Genomic DNA, 18516 nt, shown 5'->3' on the forward strand with positions numbered 1-18516 from the left:
TCTTCGTTCGAAGATCCACTCAGTTCATTGACCGCTGACGGCCGTATGGATATCTGCTGGACTATAGGAGTCAGGAGTCAGGAGTCAGGAGTCAGGAGTCAGGAGTCAGGAATCAGGGAGAAGGGGGGATATCGTTGCAAACCAAAAGCTTGTTCGCCGCACACAGGATTCGATTGCGTGCCCGGTCGACCTTGTTCACGCGCTTCATCCATTCATCTCGAGCGAAAGCTGGATTGAAGTTGATTGCGTTTCCGATAACGCGGTCGGTGTTGTCGAGATCGCCTTTCTTCAGATCTGCAAGCTCCATTCGAACGGCAGTAACTCCGTGAAGAGCTTTCGTGACGCAATCTTGAACCGTGGGCTCCTGAAGCCATTCAGCCGGGAATGAAGCTGGCAGAATCACTGTTCGATCTCGTCGTGACAGCACCTGTCCGGTGCCAAGAGCGTGGCTCACATCTTGTAGGGCATCATCGAGATCTTGCATCGATACCTCTTTCCGTATCGGGCCCTTGATCGCCGGGCGATTGAAGATGCTTTGAAGTCCGGAACCAATTGTCTGAGCCATCTGATCTACGGCGGGCAGCTGAGATGGGACGAACCAGCCAGCGTAAAAAACTTCGTTCCCCCAGCCCGCCACGGTGTAAGCGTTGGCGACGGCGTACGCCTCCTGCGGCGACGCGGCACTCCCGATTAGATGGTGGTAGAACTTCTCCGAAAGCTGGGCGGCAAGCTCGTCATAGACGCCCGATACCGTACCGATCACCCACCCGGCCGTCGGTGGCAGATCGTTGAGGAGTTCGGGGCCTGTTTTCGCGGTGAAGCACCCACTGAGATAAACACCCTCTAGGCTCGCGCTGGCTGCGCGGACGACCCGGATGATATCGGCGGCTGATCGTTTTACGCGATTGCCGTCCTCACGCACGACGAGCTGCTCATTGGCGTCGCCATGTCCGATGAAGTAGAAGATTGTCGGCTTCCACCCACTCGCAATTGCCGCTAGGTGTTGTGGGTATGGACGTTGCTGACGCTGGATTGAAGTAGACGGGCTGGCCCTTCGCGGCAGGATGGAAGTTGCGAAACAGACCATCAACAGCAAAGGGACCAGCCCTGTGACACACCGTAATGCTCCGCTGACTGTCGAGGGAAGACGACGACTCGTCGAGCGGTGCCAGAGTCGTCCGATCACCCACGTCGCCGCCGAGATGGGCATCTCCCGACAATGCGCCTCCAAATGGGTCAACCGGTACCGAAAATACGGTGACCTGGGATTACAGGATCGATCCAGCACACCACACCATCAACCGGCCGCCACGGCGGCAGGGCTTGTGGCCGAGATCGAAGCGATGCGGCGAACCCGGAAATGGTCGGCCGCGCGCATCACGTTCGAACTCCGAATGGATGGAACGGTCATCGCACGCCGGACAGTCACGAAAATTCTGCGGAACCTGGGATTGCACCGTCGCCGGTTCATCGACCCGAACGGCGAGAACAATCGCAAACCGCAGGTCATCGTCGCGAAACGACCAGGCCAGATGGTGCACGTCGACGTCAAGAAAGTCGGCCGAATCCCGGACGGTGGTGGTTGGCGCGTTCACGGCCGCGGCTCCGCACAGGCCAAACAATCCCAGCGACGCAAGGCGCGAGCGAAGCAACCCCGGATCGGTTACACATACCTGCATTCCGCGATCGACGGCAACACCCGTTTGGCATACACCGAGGCACGCGATAACGAAACCGCCGCAACAGCCATCGATTTCATGAACAACGCCCGACACTTCTTCGCTGCACATGGCATCACCCGTATCGAACGGGTGATCACCGACAACGGATCATGCTATCGCGCAGCAGATTTCACCGCTTCACTCCGCGAGGCTCGGCATTACCGGATCAGGCCGTACACACCGAAACACAACGGGAAGGTCGAACGCTACAACCGCATCCTCGCCGAAGAACTGCTGTACTCCCGTGAGTACATCAGCGAAGCCCAGCGGCGCATTGCCGTCGAGGTATGGAACGTTCACTATAATTATCACCGACCGCATTCAGCACGCGGAGGACGACCGCCCGCCGCTTACCGCCGGCACCGCGTCACCAACGTCCGTTCCTCCTACAGCTAGGCGCGTTGCTCGTTGCGCTTGTCGTTGCAATTCTCATTGCGCTGGGTATCACCACTGGCGCATTCGTGCTGTCCTTCGCGGTGCAACGCGACCTCGCGCGGCAGGCGCTGATACCTGAGCATCTGACATGGATCTTCCCCGCGATCGTGGACAGCGCAATCTTCGGCGCAACGATCGCAATCGTCATCCTGAGCAAGCTCAAGGTGAACCGGTGGGACAAGCGGTTCTACATCGCGCTCGCTGTCGGCGTCGTCGCAATCAGCATCCTCGGCAACGCCTATCACGCATTTCACGCCGCCGTGGCGGCGCAAGCAACAGTCGACAGCGGGGGAGTGCTCGGTTTCGTTCCGCTGGCCCCGACCGTCGCAGCAACCATCGCGATCATCCCGCCCATCCTGGTCCTCGCCTTCACCCACGGCGTCGGGATACTCATCAAGGCAATCGGCGCAGCACACGCGCAATACTCCGAACTCGTTCAAACAGATGACTACACGCTCCCTGTGCACAAGCACCTCGATACTGCGGCGTACGTGAGTGCTGCCGCCGAGGCTGCGCCGATCGAGACCGCCGTCGACGTTGCTCCTACCGAAGGCGTTGCATCCGATCCCCTCGACATCGCCGAGAAACCCGCTGTTGCACCGGCCGTTGCTGCTGCGTCAACAGACGCAACGCCGACCGCGCCCGAACCCGCCGCTCCGGAATTCCTCAGCGAACTGGCGCAGGCAGAACCTCAGACAGTTGCGCAACTCCTTGCATTCATCGACCACTCCGACCTCGATCCGATGGTGAAAAAGACAGCGAAACTCAAGATCAACAAGCCCCACCTGACCTTCGCCGAACTAGCCGAAGCCACCAATGTTCGAGCTGCAAGCACCGCAATGCGCCGATACAACCGGGCACAAGACGCCGCAATCGCAGCCGGTTTCACCATCCCGCCGCTGCCGACTCTCGACGACATCGCCCGCGAGTCGTTGGAAACCGAGCGCAACGACAACGAACGTAAAGAGGGCGACCAACAAGACGAGCTCGAAGCCCAGTTCGTTTACAGCCGATGAGGCGGAAAGACGAGTCCCCAGCAGGAAGCGCGGAACAGACCGCGCTCTTCGACCTCGCCGCCAGCCGCTCTGGCGGGCGTCGATCATTGCGCATTGCCGCTTGCGTGGTCGCGGGGTCGCGATGGGCATTGCGCGTGAAACCAGTCGGTGGCCGGTGCGTACGGTGACGGACTCCTGGGTCTACCTGCTCGCCGACGGTGAAGACGTCGCAGATGACAGTGACGCGCTCGGCAAGATGTCCGTGGAGAAACGTACTGTCCTCACCGAAGCATTGATCGAGGCGTTCACCAGCGCTGACGACACACACGAGATGAATCTCGTCATCAAGGGCGCATTCGCACCAGGCGAGGAAGGGGAGTAGCGATGGCGTTGCATCTCCCGAAACCTCGATCGAAGAAGCCCGTGCAACAGGCAGTCGGCCTGGATGGGCTGAAAGTGTCCGTCTCCAACGCCGCGACCAGCGGAGTCGAGAAGTCCAAAACCGTGAAATCCGGGGGACTGGCGGGGCTCACGAGCAAAGTCTCCGTGCGGCAAGTGCGTAAAGAGATCGGCAACGAGGGTCTGCGTCAGGCAGCGATCGACGCCGGCCGTAAACCGCCCTCGGATCGCACGTTGCGCCGGTGGGCGCAACAGGGCCGCGTCCCTCACGCGGACGTTGCCGAGCGCGCGCAACGCCGCGCAGCGATCGAGCGTCTCGGCGGAATCGGGGAGGTGGCCAAGAAGATCGGCCGCTCACCGTCGGCTGTGTCCCGGTACCGGTCAGGGGAGACGAACGATCTGCGCGCTGATGCGAAGAAGAAACTCAAGAAGGTCAAAGCCGACGACGTCATGAAGCGCGCCGGCGTATTGCGCCCGGACGGCACCCCGAAGAAAGCGACGATCCGCGTCAAAGGTGGAGTCTCGGTGCGCAACGGGTCGGAAGAGGGCTACGACTACCGAGTCCGCACACTGGACTTCGCGAACTCAGATGTCCCGTTTACCGCGGAAGAGTCACGCGAACTCGCCGCGGCCCTCGCCAACGACGACCACGCACGGGTCGTCGCACTACTGGAGCGCCACGCAACATTGGACTACCCCGAGAACAAAGGATTCGACCAGTACAGCAACGATTTCGGATTCCACTTCGATTCCATCGAATCCGTCCACATCGACTGGACATGAACACCTGAGACTTGCTGGGGGAGTTATCATCGCTATGACACGATCGCACGAAAGGAACAGCACATGAGTGAATCTGCATACAGCACATTCCTGCAGTCTGTCGTGCGAGCAAAGCGCGCCGAAGTGGAAACCGTGTGTCGCCGCTACGGCGCCTCGGACGTGAAGATGTTCGGCTCGGTGGCACGCGGTGACGCAGGACCCGACAGCGACATCGATCTGATGGTCACCATCGAAGGCCCGGACTACGAACAACTGATGTCAATGCTCGGACTCGGCGAAGAGCTGACCAAACTACTCGGAACACATGTCGACGTCGTGGCCCGTGGAGTGGCAAAAGACGCAGTCACCGACACCGCCCGCGCCGATATGGTCGATGTGTGAGGCGGAGCGACCTCGATCGATGCCATGACATCGTAGGAGCAATCGCGAAGATTGAGCGGTACCAAGCCAAGTTGGCCGGGACAGACTCAGACATGGCATACGACGCGATCGTCCGGCAACTCGAAATCATCGGCGAAGCGGCAAACGGCATCGACACGGAATCGAAAGCGCTTGCTCCCGGCATCGAATGGCACAAAATCGTCGGTCTCCGAAACGTCGCTATTCACGAGTATTTTCGCTTGGACAGCTCGATCATTCGCGGCGTTATCGAAAACTACCTTCCGGATCTTCGGGGCGCTGTGGAACTCATTGCGAGCGCTATCGGGTAGCGCTCACTTGCTCGGGGAAGGCCCGGCCCCGACATACATGCTCATAGCCGGTCGGGGGGTTACTGAAAGGCGTTGCTTCCCAATAGGGTCCGACACCTGAGGCGATCACACCAGAATGACGAAACCAACCCGGACGATAGCCAACTCCGAATCCGGGAAGTGGAGATCCCCGCCCTCATCCCGGATCAAGCGCTCGAAGTGAGAGATCGGGGATAGCAGGAACCGGACGTGTGCCCAGGCCGGGGGTCATACGACAAGCACGCCCTTTCCACATATCATCACCACTCTCGAACAGACAGCGGTCAGTGAGTTTCGCAGCCTGCTCGAATTCACCGGACGGTGACTCGACGAACCAGCGTCCTGGAATCCATCCACTCGACAGCAGTGGCGGCATCTTCCTCCCTCGCTCACCGCTCTATCGACGCCGGACCGCCCGTGTAGAAGAACTGAACTCGTCTTAGCAACCACGGTGCACCGCCAACACGACGGCCACGACTGTGGACAGGAGGTTTTGTCAATCACTCCGCCTCTACTCAAGACTGACCACTGGCAGTGGGCCAGCGGCGCGGTAGGAGATTGCGGACATGACACACCCCCGAAACTGCGCGCGGTCGCGGTCCTGGCGCAACGACGTTGATCGCGGGTACTGCGTTCTCGGCAGCCCCCGCCCTCGCGTACGCGGACACAACCAGGTGCCTTCCACTTTCAGCATGTTCATCCCGGTACCTGGAAATCGACGAAACGCTGATCCCAACCAGCCGACAGCCATCCTCGCCTCCATGCCGAGGCAGTGGAGAAGCAAACGGTTCTAGTGTGCAGATATACGCGCTGCCGCACACGCCCCGCGCCCTCGACAACGGAAAGACCTACCCGAACAGCAAATCTGAGGGCTCGCAAACCACGGCAGGGCTCTCCGGAGATCGCCGCCAAATGCTCAAACACCAAATTCACCCTCACCGGGTACTCGCAAGGCGCTGAAATGCACGATCTCGCATCCTTGATCGGCAACGCCTCCGGACCCGTCACCCCGAACGAGTACTTGGTATCGCATTGCTCGCCGACCCCCGCCCACAAGGAACGGGAACCCTACGGCCGAGCTCGATCTGTGATCCCAAAGGCACGTGCTGCTCGATCAACCACGGCAACAACCCTCTTTGGCGCCATCGGGCGATCCTGAGCAAATACCCCAGCACCGACGGCAGAAGTAAGCGAGCGGAGATATTCGCGCCCGTCTTAAGCCACAAAAACTGACCCCGCGTCGCTCCACGGAACGAGGGACTCTTTGTGATGGGATATAGGGTGAATTCTATTAGAAAACAGTAAGGAGAACCTAAGTTACTAGCCGGTAACAAGGCCGCAATTACATATTCAGCACCAACTAAAGACAAACCCCCCTTCTAGATAAAGGGGGAATTTGTCGATCCGAAATTCGAAATCCACAGAACAAGCTGACCGGCTTCTTCTGTTCGCTTTTCGTTTTTTGGTGAAGCCGAAGTTGACGCTTCCGCTTCAGGTGCTGCTCTCCTCGAAGGGGCTTACCGTGGTAGGTACGTCTCAGGGTAACTCATACCCTGAAGTTGTTTCAAGCTATATCAGACCAAAAAACACCGATTTCACGTCAAAGTGCGTGATTTCGACAACAACTGACCCCGCAACGGTCACGTTCGACGCCGATCTGACCGCATCAACCGCCCGCGCCGAAGCACGCATCAACAAAATCACCAAACTCAACGCTGACAGCGCGCAACGCGGAAACTCTTGGCACCTGCCAGTCGATCACCAAGAACAAGCGCAAACACCCCTGTGGACCAGCCGAAACGAGTGGCAACACCAAGTCCGAGAACTTCTCAACAGCAGTACGGGCACCGGAATCTGCCGCACGCATCAAGTCGACCCCCAGCGCGTCTTCGCAGTCGCAGTCACTATGGCCGGCTTCGCTGAACAACGCACAGGACGACGTGTGACCGTATCCCGAACCGCACTCGCAGAAAAGACCGGCATCTCCGTATCAGTAGTCCAACGTGCCCGACGAGTTCTATCCGCACTCCACGTCGCCAAAGAAATGGTTCGAGGACGCTTTCTCCGCACAATCGAACTCTGGGCCGCCGAAGCACATCACGGAGGCCGACAAACTCGCGCAGCAAGCGTCTGGGCCCTTACCTCACCCAGATCCGTCCTTCGTTCCCTCACATCGACCAACTCTTCACCCGACGCCAAGCCGCACCCACAACAAAGCGCCGACAATGCCGCCAATACTTATCCACAATCAACCATCGCTGACCCCCTATCTGTTGCACTTGCTTTTAGCTCTTCTTCTTCCGTTAGGAAGAACTACACAAACGCGCGAGCGCGCACGTACCACCAAAAAGAATCCAAGAACCGCAAACCAAAATCCATCCGCCTCCAGCGAGCAGCAGCCGAACTTATTCAGCGCGCACCAGCGCTAATGCCACGGGGGCACATCGGAGCCATCAGCAACGCTCTCAGCCGCCATTCGATCGACACTGAACGTTGGTCGGGCAGAGACATCGCGCGAACACTCGACCAAGACACCAAATCACGAGGTTGGACATGGCCCAACGCCTCCGAACTCAATGACCCAGTGCGATTCCTCCATTGGCGCCTGGCTCGAATCGACTGGTCCGGTAACTCCCCTACGGAAGTCGCCATCGCTGCAAAGAAACAACGAGACGAAGAACGCCGAGCCGCGGCGCACAAAGCCGCCACGCAGAATCAGCACGTTGCCTCCGCCTCAGCCAGGGCAGCGGCCCGGACACTGTTTCAGGCGAGCGTCCTCGCGAAATCCAAGGCTTGAGAGATCTTCAGGTGCCTGCTAACGCGACGTGCAAGTGCGAAACATGTTCTTGGATAATAGAATACGATCTAGCTTTGTGGTCGTGTTCTGCACCGTAGAGGGCAATGTTGTTGGTAGTGGCCAGGATTCGAAAGAGATGGACGAAGTACCCGGAAGTCCATCACTCCGAAGATGGGTCATTGTCGTTGTCCCGTAAAGGTATTGGTGATTGGCTGACCGATCATGAAGGAAGGCCCCACAGCGAGATTTGGCATGTTAGCAACTAACTAAGGGGACGCAAGATTTCGATGCCCTGCGCGTAAGGCTCTTTCACGCAACGGCCGTAGCGGTGAATCTGGACGGTTTATGGCGCCTGTCATGATGACTATGGCAATCTGTGCGGGTGACTGGTGGTCGAGGTCTATATCCGCCCAAATGAACCGCAGGTAGCCCCGAGAATGAGATTTCGAGAGCAGGGCTGGATTTGAACCAGCCGGCTGGCATCAATTTCGCCCAAGTTTAATCTCGCAGCTCACCGCGAGTTTACCGCGGTAAACCCGGGGAGTTCACTTCTCCCACGGCAGTTGAGGACGTTTACCGTGGTAAACCAGACGTCGAGGCAACCAGGCTCCCGTTTCGAATGGCCACGCCGAGTGACCCACTCGCAGCTCGCCGCGAGTTTACCGCGGTAAACCCGGGGAGTTCACGTCTCCCACGGCAGTTGAGGACGTTTACCGTGGTAAACCAGACGTCGAGGCAACCAGGCTCCCGTTTCGAATGGCCAGTCGGCCGTCACGCCGAGTGACCCACTCGCAGCTCGCCGCGAGTTTACCGCGGTAAACCCGGGGAGTTCACGTCTCCCACGGCAGTTGAGGACGTTTACCGTGGTAAACCAGACGTCGAGGCAACCAGGCTCCAGTTTCGAATGGCCAGTCGGCCGTCACGCCGAGTGACCCACTCGCAGCTCGCCGCGAGTTTACCGCGGTAAACCCGGGGAGTTCACGTCTCCCACGGCAGTTGAGGACGTTTACCGTGGTAAACCAGACGTCGAGGCAACCAGGCTCCCGTTTCGAATGGCCAGTCGGCCGTCACGCCGAGTGACCCACTCGCAGCTCGCCGCGAGTTTACCGCGGTAAACCCGGGGAGTTCACGTCTCCCACGGCAGTTGAGGACGTTTACCGTGGTAAACCAGACGTCGAGGCAACCAGGCTCCCGTTTCGAATGGCCAGTCGGCCGTCACGCCGAGTGACCCACTCGCAGCTCGCCGCGAGTTTACCGCGGTAAACCCGGGGAGTTCACGTCTCCCACGGCAGTTGAGGACGTTTACCGTGGTAAACCAGACGTCGAGGCAACCAGGCTCCCGTTTCGAATGGCCAGTCGGCCGTCACGCCGAGTGACCCACTCGCAGCTCGCCGCGAGTTTACCGCGGTAAACCCGGGGAGTTCACGTCTCCCACGGCAGTTGAGGACGTTTACCGTGGTAAACCAGACGTCGAGGCAACCAGGCTCCCGTTTCGAATGGCCAGTCGGCCGTCACGCCGAGTGACCCACTCGCAGCTCGCCGCGAGTTTACCGCGGTAAACCCGGGGAGTTCACGTCTCCCACGGCAGTTGAGGACGTTTACCGTGGTAAACCAGACGTCGAGGCAACCAGGCTCCCGTTTCGAATGGCCAGTCGGCCGTCACGCCGAGTGACCCACTCGCAGCTCGCCGCGAGTTTACCGCGGTAAACCCGGGGAGTTCACGTCTCCCACGGCAGTTGAGGACGTTTACCGTGGTAAACCAGACGTCGAGGCAACCAGGCTCCCGTTTCGAATGGCCAGTCGGCCGTCACGCCGAGTGACCCACTCGCAGCTCGCCGCGAGTTTACCGCGGTAAACCCGGGGAGTTCACGTCTCCCACGGCAGTTGAGGACGTTTACCGTGGTAAACCAGACGTCGAGGCAACCAGGCTCCCGTTTCGAATGGCCAGTCGGCCGTCACGCCGAGTGACCCACTCGCAGCTCGCCGCGAGTTTACCGCGGTAAACCCGGGGAGTTCACGTCTCCCACGGCAGTTGAGGACGTTTACCGTGGTAAACCAGACGTCGAGGCAACCAGGCTCCCGTTTCGAATGGCCAGTCGGCCGTCACGCCGAGTGACCCACTCGCAGCTCGCCGCGAGTTTACCGCGGTAAACCCGGGGAGTTCACGTCTCCCACGGCAGTTGAGGACGTTTACCGTGGTAAACCAGACGTCGAGGCAACCAGGCTCCCGTTTCGAATGGCCAGTCGGCCGTCACGCCGAGTGACCCACTCGCAGCTCGCCGCGAGTTTACCGCGGTAAACCCGGGGAGTTCACGTCTCCCACGGCAGTTGAGGACGTTTACCGTGGTAAACCAGACGTCGAGGCAACCAGGCTCCCGTTTCGAATGGCCAGTCGGCCGTCACGCCGAGTGACCCACTCGCAGCTCGCCGCGAGTTTACCGCGGTAAACCCGGGGAGTTCACGTCTCCCACGGCAGTTGAGGACGTTTACCGTGGTAAACCAGACGTCGAGGCAACCAGGCTCCCGTTTCGAATGGCCAGTCGGCCGTCATTTCCGACTGCGCGTGACACGCGCAGTCGAGTATTGCTTCGCGAGCGTGAAGAGCCCGCCGATGATTGGTAGCAACTATTCGCCAGAGGAGGGTGTGACTGTATATGTCTGCGTTTCCAACACGCACCCGGGATGTACATAACGTCACAGTGACGAAAGACGTGCGACGTCGGGTGTGCGCCAATGGTCGAATCGGGGGCGCAAGGGTTATAGCGTAAAGCGTTTGGTTCATACCGAGCAGTCACGGGCTGAATGTCATTGTGGTACAAACGGTTTGATCTCATGTAGGTGCCGGAATGGCTGCGCAAGTGCAGGCTTCATCATGTCGCTCCCGCATCTCTACGTGGGCGCGCGCCTCGGAGTGGTCGTTGAACAGAGTCGAACATTGTCCTGAACGCGTTTCTCGGCGAGTTCCCTTGTAGCGGAGACGCTTTAGAGGGTTAGTACGAGCAATTCTGGTGGCGAGCTTTTGAATTGCCAGGCGGCGGATCTCGTTTCAGGACTGATGCGACATCTGTTGCGTCATGGGAACTTATGGGGCTAGTCTCATCCATACGTGTCGGTTGCTGGATTCCCGCCAGGACACCGTACAGTGAAATAGACACACGCTCGCCGCTTCGAAACGGTTGCGGCGGCATAAGTCCGAAGTAGCCCCCGCTGAGGGGGCGAAGTATACGGAGGTTGTATATGGCAGTGCACGTAGTTTTGAACCAGAAAGGCGGGGTGGGAAAGTCCACCCTGACAATGAATCTCGCGGCAGTGAAAGCTCATGCGCTCACCGGTGACGCAGACATTGAATCGCCCGTCGCAGCGATCTCCGTCGATCCTCAGGGTTCCGCAGTATGGTGGGCCGACCGCGTCGAAGGTTCCGGCAACGAACTTCCCTTCAAAATCGCTCAGGCACACGACAATCCCAAGATCCTAAGTCAACTCCACAAACTCCCCGGGATCAGCCACGTATACGTCGACACACCCGGCTGGATCGACTTCTCCGGCAACAGCGACGGTACCGACTCTCTTGGAAATGGCGCTTCTGGTGACGCTTTGCGCGCAGTCCTCTCAATCGCTGATCTGGTCATCGTTCCGATCGAACCTGAGCCGCTCTGCTTCGATCCCACGGCCCGCACGATCAAGAAGGTCATCGAGCCTCTCGGTAAGAAGTTCGTAGTCGTCATCAACAACTGGGACCCGCGCGACGGCAAGGTCGACCTCGAGCAAACTCGCGCTTTCGTCGACGCCCACGGCTGGCCACTCGCACGAACCGTAGTGCGCCACTACAAAGTCCATACCCGCGCAGCCGCCGACGGCCGCGTAGTGACCGAATACGATGCCAATCGCGTTTCCCTTCAGGCCCGCGAAGACTTCTACAAGCTGAGCCTCGAACTGGAAGCCGGTGCCCACTAATGGCACGCAGGGGCGGCCGAATCGACCTCGCATCACTCGCCGGTTCCGTCGGCGACAATTCGTCCGTCGACAGCACGCCGGCACCTCCCTCCGCGAATAGTCGCGCCAACGGTGACGGATACATCGACGGCCAACTCATCCCCGATGTCCCATTAGACGAGTTGATCGGAAACCCGCGCAACCCGCGCCGTCGGATCGGAGACTTATCCGATCTATTGACCATCGTCGAACGCCAACTCCAACCTGGCGTCGCCGTCACCAAGACAACGTGGCTGAAGATCTTTCCCGCCGACGAAAAGCTCATCGGCACAGCCCGTTACATCATCGTCAACGGAAACCGGCGGCTTGCAGCATCGAAAGAGTTCGGCCGCAAAGGCATGGATGTCGTCGTCCGCGACAGCATCGCAACAAGCTCGGAATCCATTCTCGAAGCAGCGATCATCGAGAACATCGGTCGCCGCGACTTCGACGTCCTTGAAGAAGCGGAAGCCGTCCAGGCGCTCGTCGCCGAGTGCGGAAGCGCCGATGCTGCAGCCGAACGACTCGGCCGCTCCAAGGGCTGGGTATCTCAACGGCGCGCCTTGCTCAAGCTCACCCCCGAACTTCAGGAGAAGCTCCGCGGGGGAGAACTCGCAATCCGGCTGGCGCGTTCTCTCGCTCAGGTTCCGTTCGAAGCTCAGGTCAAGGCGTGGCGGGCCGCCCAAGAACGGGCCGAAAAGCAGTCTGTCGACGAGAAACCCGAAAAATCGGATCCTGTCCCAAAACCGACAGACGACAACACAGCTGTCACAGTCAAGGCTGTTCGTTCATTGCGTTCACTCCGAAAGGGCGGCGTGAATCCGGAAGTTCTGGCGAGCGCACTGCGTCAGATCTACTCACCCGAGGAGCGGCGCTTCCTGCGTGACGCACTTGAGCAATAGCGTCTGCCGATCTCGGTAGGACGCGACCTACGATCAGGCATTCTCATCGAGTATGCCAAGAGCAGGTCCGCAGTCAATGGACTCGGCGACCGGCGATGACAGTTGCGAGTACTGACGGTGGCTGCGTGGGGGAGACCAGAACCAGGTCGCCCGCTGCGCCGACTTCTACTCGGCGCGGCGGGCCGCCGGGATCCTCGGGGCTGCCGAGATAGGCGTCCAGTGCGGTGTTGTAGTCGGTTGTCTCCGCGTCTCCCAGAACGGTGCCAGCGGGCGTAACACGCGTTTGCGCAGCTGCGATAACTTCCCATGGGTCGAGTGGGCCGTATGGTGAGTCACTGGAAAAGGCCACCGGCACAGACGCTTCTAATAATGATCGGCACCGGTACAGATCCCGGTGGTCGATCGCAGAAACATGTTCGAGGTAATCGTCGCCGCGATCCACAATAAATCCGGGCTGCGTTACGACAGCCAAACCGAGGCGATTGATATCGGAGATGGATTCGAGCGGTATCAATGCGCCGTGTTCGATTCGATCACCAGGGATAGTGCCGATTTCGCCGAGTACCGACAGTAGAATCAGCAACGCTTCGCGACTGACACTGTGTGCCGCAATCGCTCGTCCAATCGAGTGTGCGGACTCGATAACAGTCGCGAGCTGTTCGAGATCGGGAAGTCCGGAATCGGCAAGCACGATCTTGTAGGGACCGATAGTTGCTTCCGTCGACGGCACCGGGGCTCCTAATGGCGCACCAAGGAGATGGACGCGTTGTGGCAAAGCTCCTGAAGACATTGCCGTACAGATGGATTCGATGCTTTCCGGGGTGATGTCGGGCGTCGCGTCGGTTACTGCAGTGATGCCGAGCCGCGATAGTTCGGTACCGACATCACGCAACGACGGTGGGGCATTGCCCGGAATCTGTTCTCGGAGCCAGGAATCAGCGCGCCACACTCGACCGGTGGGTTTGCCTGCCGCATCACGTTCGATACCGGCGTGGGTAGCCGGTTCCAGTCCGGCCGCAACGACGCCGGCAGTATTGAGTATCCACATGGCGCCACTGCGATGTTGAATGCGAACAGGTCGCGATGCGTGCAGTTGATCGAGCGAGTTACGATCGATCTCGCCCGCCACCGACTCGAAGTATCCGACACCTCGCACCCAGCCGTCCGAACCTGGTGAATGCTGCAGGGCAGCAGCCAGTTCGCCGACCGTGTGCACGTTGGGCGGACCGCACTCCACAGAACTGCGCCTGGCAGCCAAGGCGTGCAGGTGGATATGGTGATCGCACAAACCGGAAATGACCTGATTTCCATCGGCGTCGAGGACGTCTTCGCCCCAGCGAATCAGTCCGCGGCCGACTTCGGTGATCACACCGTCCGAGATGCGAATGTCAAGGCCTTGTCGTTTACCGACAGAGCAATCGGTGATCAGCAGGTGATTCACGGGGCCACGATTCCAAGGCTGCGGAGTACAGCGTGTGTGTCAGAGCCCGAGGTGGGTGCCGTCCCGGCATGCCGACGTTTTTCCGGAACAACTACAGATGACTCACATGACTGGGGCAACGGGATATCGGTTCCGTCTGTAAGCGTCGACGCGACGAGATCGGCCATCGACAGGTCCCAGAGATATCCTGCGCCGGTGGGCGGTTCGGACATAGCCAGGGCCGACGCCATGAGTCCGGTCAGGGGATCGGCTATCGCATCGCCGACGAACACTGGGGCACCGAGTTCGTCGTGTGCGACCAGGCCGCTCGATGCTGCGATGTCGTCACCGAACCCTGTTCGAGTGGACCTCCGTCCGGCGGCCGTGATGGAAATCCACGTGGTACCGGATGCGGCCGCGGCTTCCGCATCGAGCCCGAAACCCGCGAGTGCGCGTGGCCTCGACGCTTCGATCACGATGTCTGCGCGCGCCACGAGCTGTGCAAGTGCCGATCTGCCGGGCACGGTACTCGGGTCAAGGACGACGGATTGGTGCCCGGCATGTAGTAGTGCGTAGAACTCACTGTTGCCGCGGCGTGCTCCGTCCGGCCTCGTGGGGGTCTCTACCTTTACGACTCGCGCGCCCGCGGCTCCGAGCAGGTGTGAGCACAACGGACCTGCCCATAGCGCGCTGAAGTCGACAACAAGTAGATCCTTGACCGATCGCCGGTTGGCAGGCATGGGAACCGACTCATTCGACTGTGCGACCGGGGCGGCCGCCAACCCGAGGAGGGCTGCCCGCTCGGCCAGCTCGGAACCGGGATGTGCGGCTAACCAGGCACTTACCTGGGGCCAGGGATCCGCGTCGATTTCCGCGGAGATCAGTGCACCGAGCAGAATCGGGTCGTCGGGTCGCGCACAGGACACAGCGGCCCAGCCATCCCGTGTCGGTAGGATGCGACAGCTGCCTCCGAGTGAGACGGATCCATTTCGGATGAACCCGGTGAATGCCGCGCGTTCGGAAAGGAAGCGGGCTCCGTCTTGGCGGCCGTTGATGAAGTCGCCGAGATGCCGCGCCAGGGTGGCAGCGTTTCCTGGGGGAATTCTGGGAGATTCGTTTGGGGAGCCGGTAAGTGGCACTATCCCGCTGCCGAGCCAGTCGAGGATGCGGCGGTCCTCGTCAGTGTCATCGGGCCAGGAAAACATTCTTCAATGTTACACTCCGAAAAGTATTACCGGAAAAGGTATCCCGCGTGCAAGGCTGCCATCGGGTGCCGGAATCCGAGCGTTGATTCCGCGCTCGTGAAGGGTGAAGATGGTCAACCGGATGCAGGCACTGTCGCCGCAAGACATTCTCGACGGCAGGATCGATCTGCCACTTCTTGCAGGCGGTGGCGCGCTGGATGTTCCAGTGGTCCTGGTCGACCTGGACGAAAAATTCTCAGATGACGAAGCCCGTGCGGTATCGGCGAAAGTCCTCGAATCCGACCGGGTCGTTCTCGGTCGATACACCGGCAGCACACCGGACACCGCAACAAGAAACTTGGCGCGGATCCTCGACTCGACGGTGTCGACGGCATTGCCCGAGAACATCCAAGAGTTCGTGTGCGTCGAGGATCCCGACGCTGAACTGGCGAATGTCTTTGACCGGTTTTACGAGAATCCGTACGCGTCGCTTGTCGCGTCGCAGGTGTTGAGGTTGGGTGAGAACCTGTCCATCCCAGCCGCTCTCGACGTAGAATCTCTAGCTTACTCGACACTGCTGGGCGCTCCGGACTTTCGGCGGTGGCTTACGGGACGAGGAGCGCGGCCGCTGCCACCCCCGTCGCCACAGGAACCGGTCCTGGTCGACCGGCGAGATACGTTGTTACACATCACCCTCAACCGCCCGGAACGTCGGAATGCCTACGGCGCGCAGGTCCGCGATGGTCTGGTGGCCGCACTACAGATCGCTGCGGCGGATCCCGGCATCGAGAAGATTCTGCTCGATGGCGCGGGTCCTTCGTTTTCCGCGGGCGGTGATCTCGATGAGTTCGGGACCACTCCGGATTTGGCTATCGCGCATCTGATTCGAACTCGATCAGGGGCCGCGCGGCTGATGGCGCGCCTGTCCGATCGAATCGAGGTACAGGTTCACGGAAGTTGTGTGGGCGCGGGAATCGAGGTTCCGGCCTTTGCTGCCCACGTGCGTGCGCATCCGGGAACGGCTTTCCGCCTCCCCGAGATTTCGATGGGCTTGATTCCCGGAGCGGGTGGCACTGTGTCTATCCCACGCCGAATCGGGCGTTGGCGCTCGTACCACCTGTTCCTGTCCGGTGCTGCAATCAATGCGGAGCGTGCGCTCGACTGGGGCCTTGTCGATTCAGTCTATGGGGCCTGACCTGTTCATCGGGATCCTCTCGCGGACGGGTGTTACGTAGCTCGTCTGTTGAGTTTGAACGCGGAAACAAGGGTTCCGCAGTAAACAATCGTGATTTTTTCGCGAAATGCGCGCCTATAAGATACACCCGCAAGATCTTTCGGGTCGGACTCACCGCGGCGCGGAGTGCACGCAGCATTGCGGATCATGTTGCTGCGCTCGAAACGAACGCGCCGCTAGATGGTTTTTGCCGAGGGACTCATGTCGTGAATCCATCCGTTGATCGTCCGTCTGGGGGCATCGCGCACGAGCTCGCCCGGACTTGCAATCGCGATATGGGACCTTTCTCTACGTCCGCAGTCGGGCAGGCTCGATCCAACCGCCGACTCGATGATCTCTGCTGGGGGGGTATCTGCGGAAGGTGCGCGGACAGCCGGTCGAGTGTTTTGCGTGATCGATGATCGTCGATGCCTCGACGCTGATCACGATCTGCGCGTTAGTTGTGCAACTGAAAGAGGCTTATGACAGCGGGTCTCGTGCTTTTTGCTTGAGGCGTTCGTAGGGCGTTTGGCCCGAGAGAGCGCCGTGTGGTCGATCGTAGTTGTAGTGGTCTTCCCATTGTTGGAGACGTTCGGCGAAGAGTTTCGCATCGTCGATGAACTTCACCTTCGAGCAGTCGGTAGAACTCGTCGGAATCGATGCGATGCGAGCGCTCGATGCTCCTATATTTGTCAAGTTGCCGTCTGGGGTAGGTGTGCGTAGATCTCTCGGGCGATGTAACGCTTTAGGCAGCGGATGATTTCGCGTTTGCTGAGTCCTTCGGCGGTGCGTCGTTCGACGTAAGCGTGTGTGGGTTCGTGACGACGCATTCGGACAATAGTGATGATGTAAAGCGCACTGTTCGCGGCACGGTCACCGTTCCGGGAGAGTCGGTGTCGCCCGGTGGTTCGTCCGCTGCTCGCCGGTTGCGGTGCGACTCCGCATAGCTTGGCGAATGCAGCCTCGTTGCGGATTCCGGCCAGTCGTGCGAACAGGCGGAGACGTGCAGCGCCCTCGACGACATCGACCCGGCCCGTGCCCCAGGCCCCCGCACCCCTGACCTGACCTCGGCCAGGTTGCTGATCCCGCATCGACCGCATGCCACCCGCGGTGACAAGGAATTGTGCGGCAACTTCGGTGCTGACGCCGTGGAGCTTGAGGAGGCCGGGGGCGGTGCTGGCGACCAGCGATTCGATATGTGCGCTGAGCTTTTTGATTTCGTCGTCCAGCGCTTTCCAGCGCCGAGCGAGGTCGCGCAGCGAGAGCATCGTGCCGGTAAGGTGCATTCGCTCGGGTGTAGACGCCAACGACAGGAGATCTTCCGTGGCGGGACTGAGCCGCAAGCATGTGTTCACGAGGGTGCGCTTGGTCAGGTCAACCAGTTCGTCCCGCAGCTGGGACGGAGCACTGATCATGATCCCGAACAAGGCATTGAATGCTTGCGTTCGTGCTTTGACCGCGCTGGATCGGGTCACGCGCAGGATTCGGATGACTTCGACCGTGCCTGACTTGCTTTTCGGGACGGCTGTGGATGTCTCCGCGAGGACTGCCCGTGCGATGTGCTCAGCGTCAAGGCGATCGGACTTTCCATCCATCCGACGGGCAGTCCGGCTGGGACGGTTCACCTCGACCACAATCTCGCCGCGGTGGGTCAGTTCACGGGCCAGCGTGGCGCCGTATGACCCCGTGCCCTCTACACCAATTGACAGGACGTTGCCGTGGCCGCGTATCCACGACCTCAGTGCTTCATATCCGGCGGAGGTGGCCGGAAACTGTTGGTGCCCAAGCAGACGGCCGCGGTCATCGATCGCAGCGGCATAGTGCGTGTGCTTGTGTGTTGCGTGCTGTCTTGGCTGAGAGCTTGGCACCACGTGCGTTAGCCAAGCTGTCAGATGAAAGGTGCGAGCTGCTGAACTCGTCGATTCTCTAGTGGATCGCGGTACCTTCGACGCAGTCACCGATCTTGC

13 protein-coding genes and 2 pseudogenes are annotated in these 18516 nt (G+C 60.0%); 10 read left to right on the top strand and 5 right to left on the bottom strand.

What is annotated here, in order from left to right; genetic code table 11:
• Positions 1 to 112: 112 nt before the first annotated feature.
• Positions 113 to 922, bottom strand: coding sequence for a hypothetical protein (locus ACVZUB_RS32755; protein WP_482628675.1), 810 nt, complete (start codon positions 920 to 922; stop codon positions 113 to 115).
• A gap of 187 nt (positions 923 to 1109) precedes the next feature.
• Here ACVZUB_RS32755 and ACVZUB_RS32760 point away from each other — a divergent pair, with 187 nt between their 5' ends.
• The 9 genes and pseudogenes from ACVZUB_RS32760 to ACVZUB_RS32800 all read left to right on the top strand — a co-directional run bounded on the left by ACVZUB_RS32760 (position 1110) and on the right by ACVZUB_RS32800 (position 12732).
• Entirely contained in the window at positions 1110 to 2117 is a 1008-nt protein-coding gene (locus tag ACVZUB_RS32760) for an IS481 family transposase (RefSeq protein WP_482627798.1), read from the top strand.
• A 5-nt stretch (positions 2118 to 2122) separates the two neighbouring features.
• Positions 2123 to 3172, top strand: coding sequence for a DUF2637 domain-containing protein (locus ACVZUB_RS32765; protein ID WP_482628676.1), 1050 nt, complete (start codon positions 2123 to 2125; stop codon positions 3170 to 3172).
• A 58-nt stretch (positions 3173 to 3230) separates the two neighbouring features.
• A pseudogene (locus ACVZUB_RS32770) lies at positions 3231 to 3533 on the top strand (hypothetical protein); the annotation flags it as partial.
• Between the two features lie 2 nt (positions 3534 to 3535).
• A complete protein-coding gene (locus ACVZUB_RS32775) occupies positions 3536 to 4333 on the top strand; it encodes a hypothetical protein (RefSeq protein WP_161121864.1) in 798 nt (265 codons plus the stop codon).
• A gap of 63 nt (positions 4334 to 4396) precedes the next feature.
• Positions 4397 to 4714, top strand: coding sequence for a nucleotidyltransferase family protein (locus ACVZUB_RS32780; RefSeq protein ID WP_482628677.1), 318 nt, complete (start codon positions 4397 to 4399; stop codon positions 4712 to 4714).
• Complete coding sequence (locus ACVZUB_RS32785) at positions 4711 to 5043, top strand: HepT-like ribonuclease domain-containing protein (protein WP_482628678.1); 333 nt, start codon at positions 4711 to 4713, stop codon at positions 5041 to 5043. The genes ACVZUB_RS32780 and ACVZUB_RS32785 overlap by 4 nt, the downstream gene beginning before the upstream one ends.
• 1414 nt (positions 5044 to 6457) lie before the next feature.
• Positions 6458 to 7858: a replication protein gene (locus tag ACVZUB_RS32790; protein ID WP_482628679.1), complete on the top strand. Its 1401-nt coding sequence runs from the start codon at positions 6458 to 6460 to the stop codon at positions 7856 to 7858.
• A 3237-nt stretch (positions 7859 to 11095) separates the two neighbouring features.
• Positions 11096 to 11812: a ParA family protein gene (locus ACVZUB_RS32795; RefSeq protein ID WP_482628680.1), complete on the top strand. Its 717-nt coding sequence runs from the start codon at positions 11096 to 11098 to the stop codon at positions 11810 to 11812.
• Complete coding sequence (locus ACVZUB_RS32800; RefSeq protein ID WP_482628681.1) at positions 11812 to 12732, top strand: ParB/RepB/Spo0J family partition protein; 921 nt, start codon at positions 11812 to 11814, stop codon at positions 12730 to 12732. Before ACVZUB_RS32795 ends, ACVZUB_RS32800 begins: the two co-directional genes overlap by 1 nt.
• 73 nt (positions 12733 to 12805) lie before the next feature.
• Here ACVZUB_RS32800 and ACVZUB_RS32805 read toward each other — a convergent pair whose 3' ends face one another.
• Positions 12806 to 14173 (bottom strand): amidohydrolase family protein, encoded by a 1368-nt coding sequence (locus ACVZUB_RS32805; RefSeq protein WP_482628682.1) that lies wholly within the window; start codon positions 14171 to 14173, stop codon positions 12806 to 12808.
• Positions 14170 to 15357 carry a CoA transferase gene (locus ACVZUB_RS32810; RefSeq protein WP_482628683.1) on the bottom strand — a complete coding sequence of 396 codons (1188 nt, stop codon included), beginning with the start codon at positions 15355 to 15357 and terminating at the stop codon, positions 14170 to 14172. Before ACVZUB_RS32810 ends, ACVZUB_RS32805 begins: the two co-directional genes overlap by 4 nt.
• Positions 15358 to 15478: 121 nt before the next feature.
• Between ACVZUB_RS32810 and ACVZUB_RS32815 the strand changes: the two genes are divergently transcribed.
• Positions 15479 to 16531, top strand: a complete 1053-nt coding sequence (locus ACVZUB_RS32815; RefSeq protein WP_482628684.1) for an enoyl-CoA hydratase/isomerase family protein — start codon at positions 15479 to 15481, stop codon at positions 16529 to 16531.
• Between the two features lie 498 nt (positions 16532 to 17029).
• Here the strand turns inward: ACVZUB_RS32815 and ACVZUB_RS32820 are convergent.
• Together ACVZUB_RS32820 and ACVZUB_RS32825 are read right to left on the bottom strand one after the other, a co-directional pair.
• Positions 17030 to 17228, bottom strand: a pseudogene (locus tag ACVZUB_RS32820) (integrase core domain-containing protein); the annotation flags it as partial.
• 13 nt (positions 17229 to 17241) lie between these two features.
• On the bottom strand, positions 17242 to 18420 hold the full coding sequence (locus ACVZUB_RS32825; RefSeq protein ID WP_482628685.1) for an IS110 family transposase: 1179 nt from the start codon (positions 18418 to 18420) through the stop codon (positions 17242 to 17244).
• Positions 18421 to 18516 lie beyond the last annotated feature (96 nt).

It is taken from the genome of Rhodococcus sp. OS5 (genome assembly GCF_056837585.1).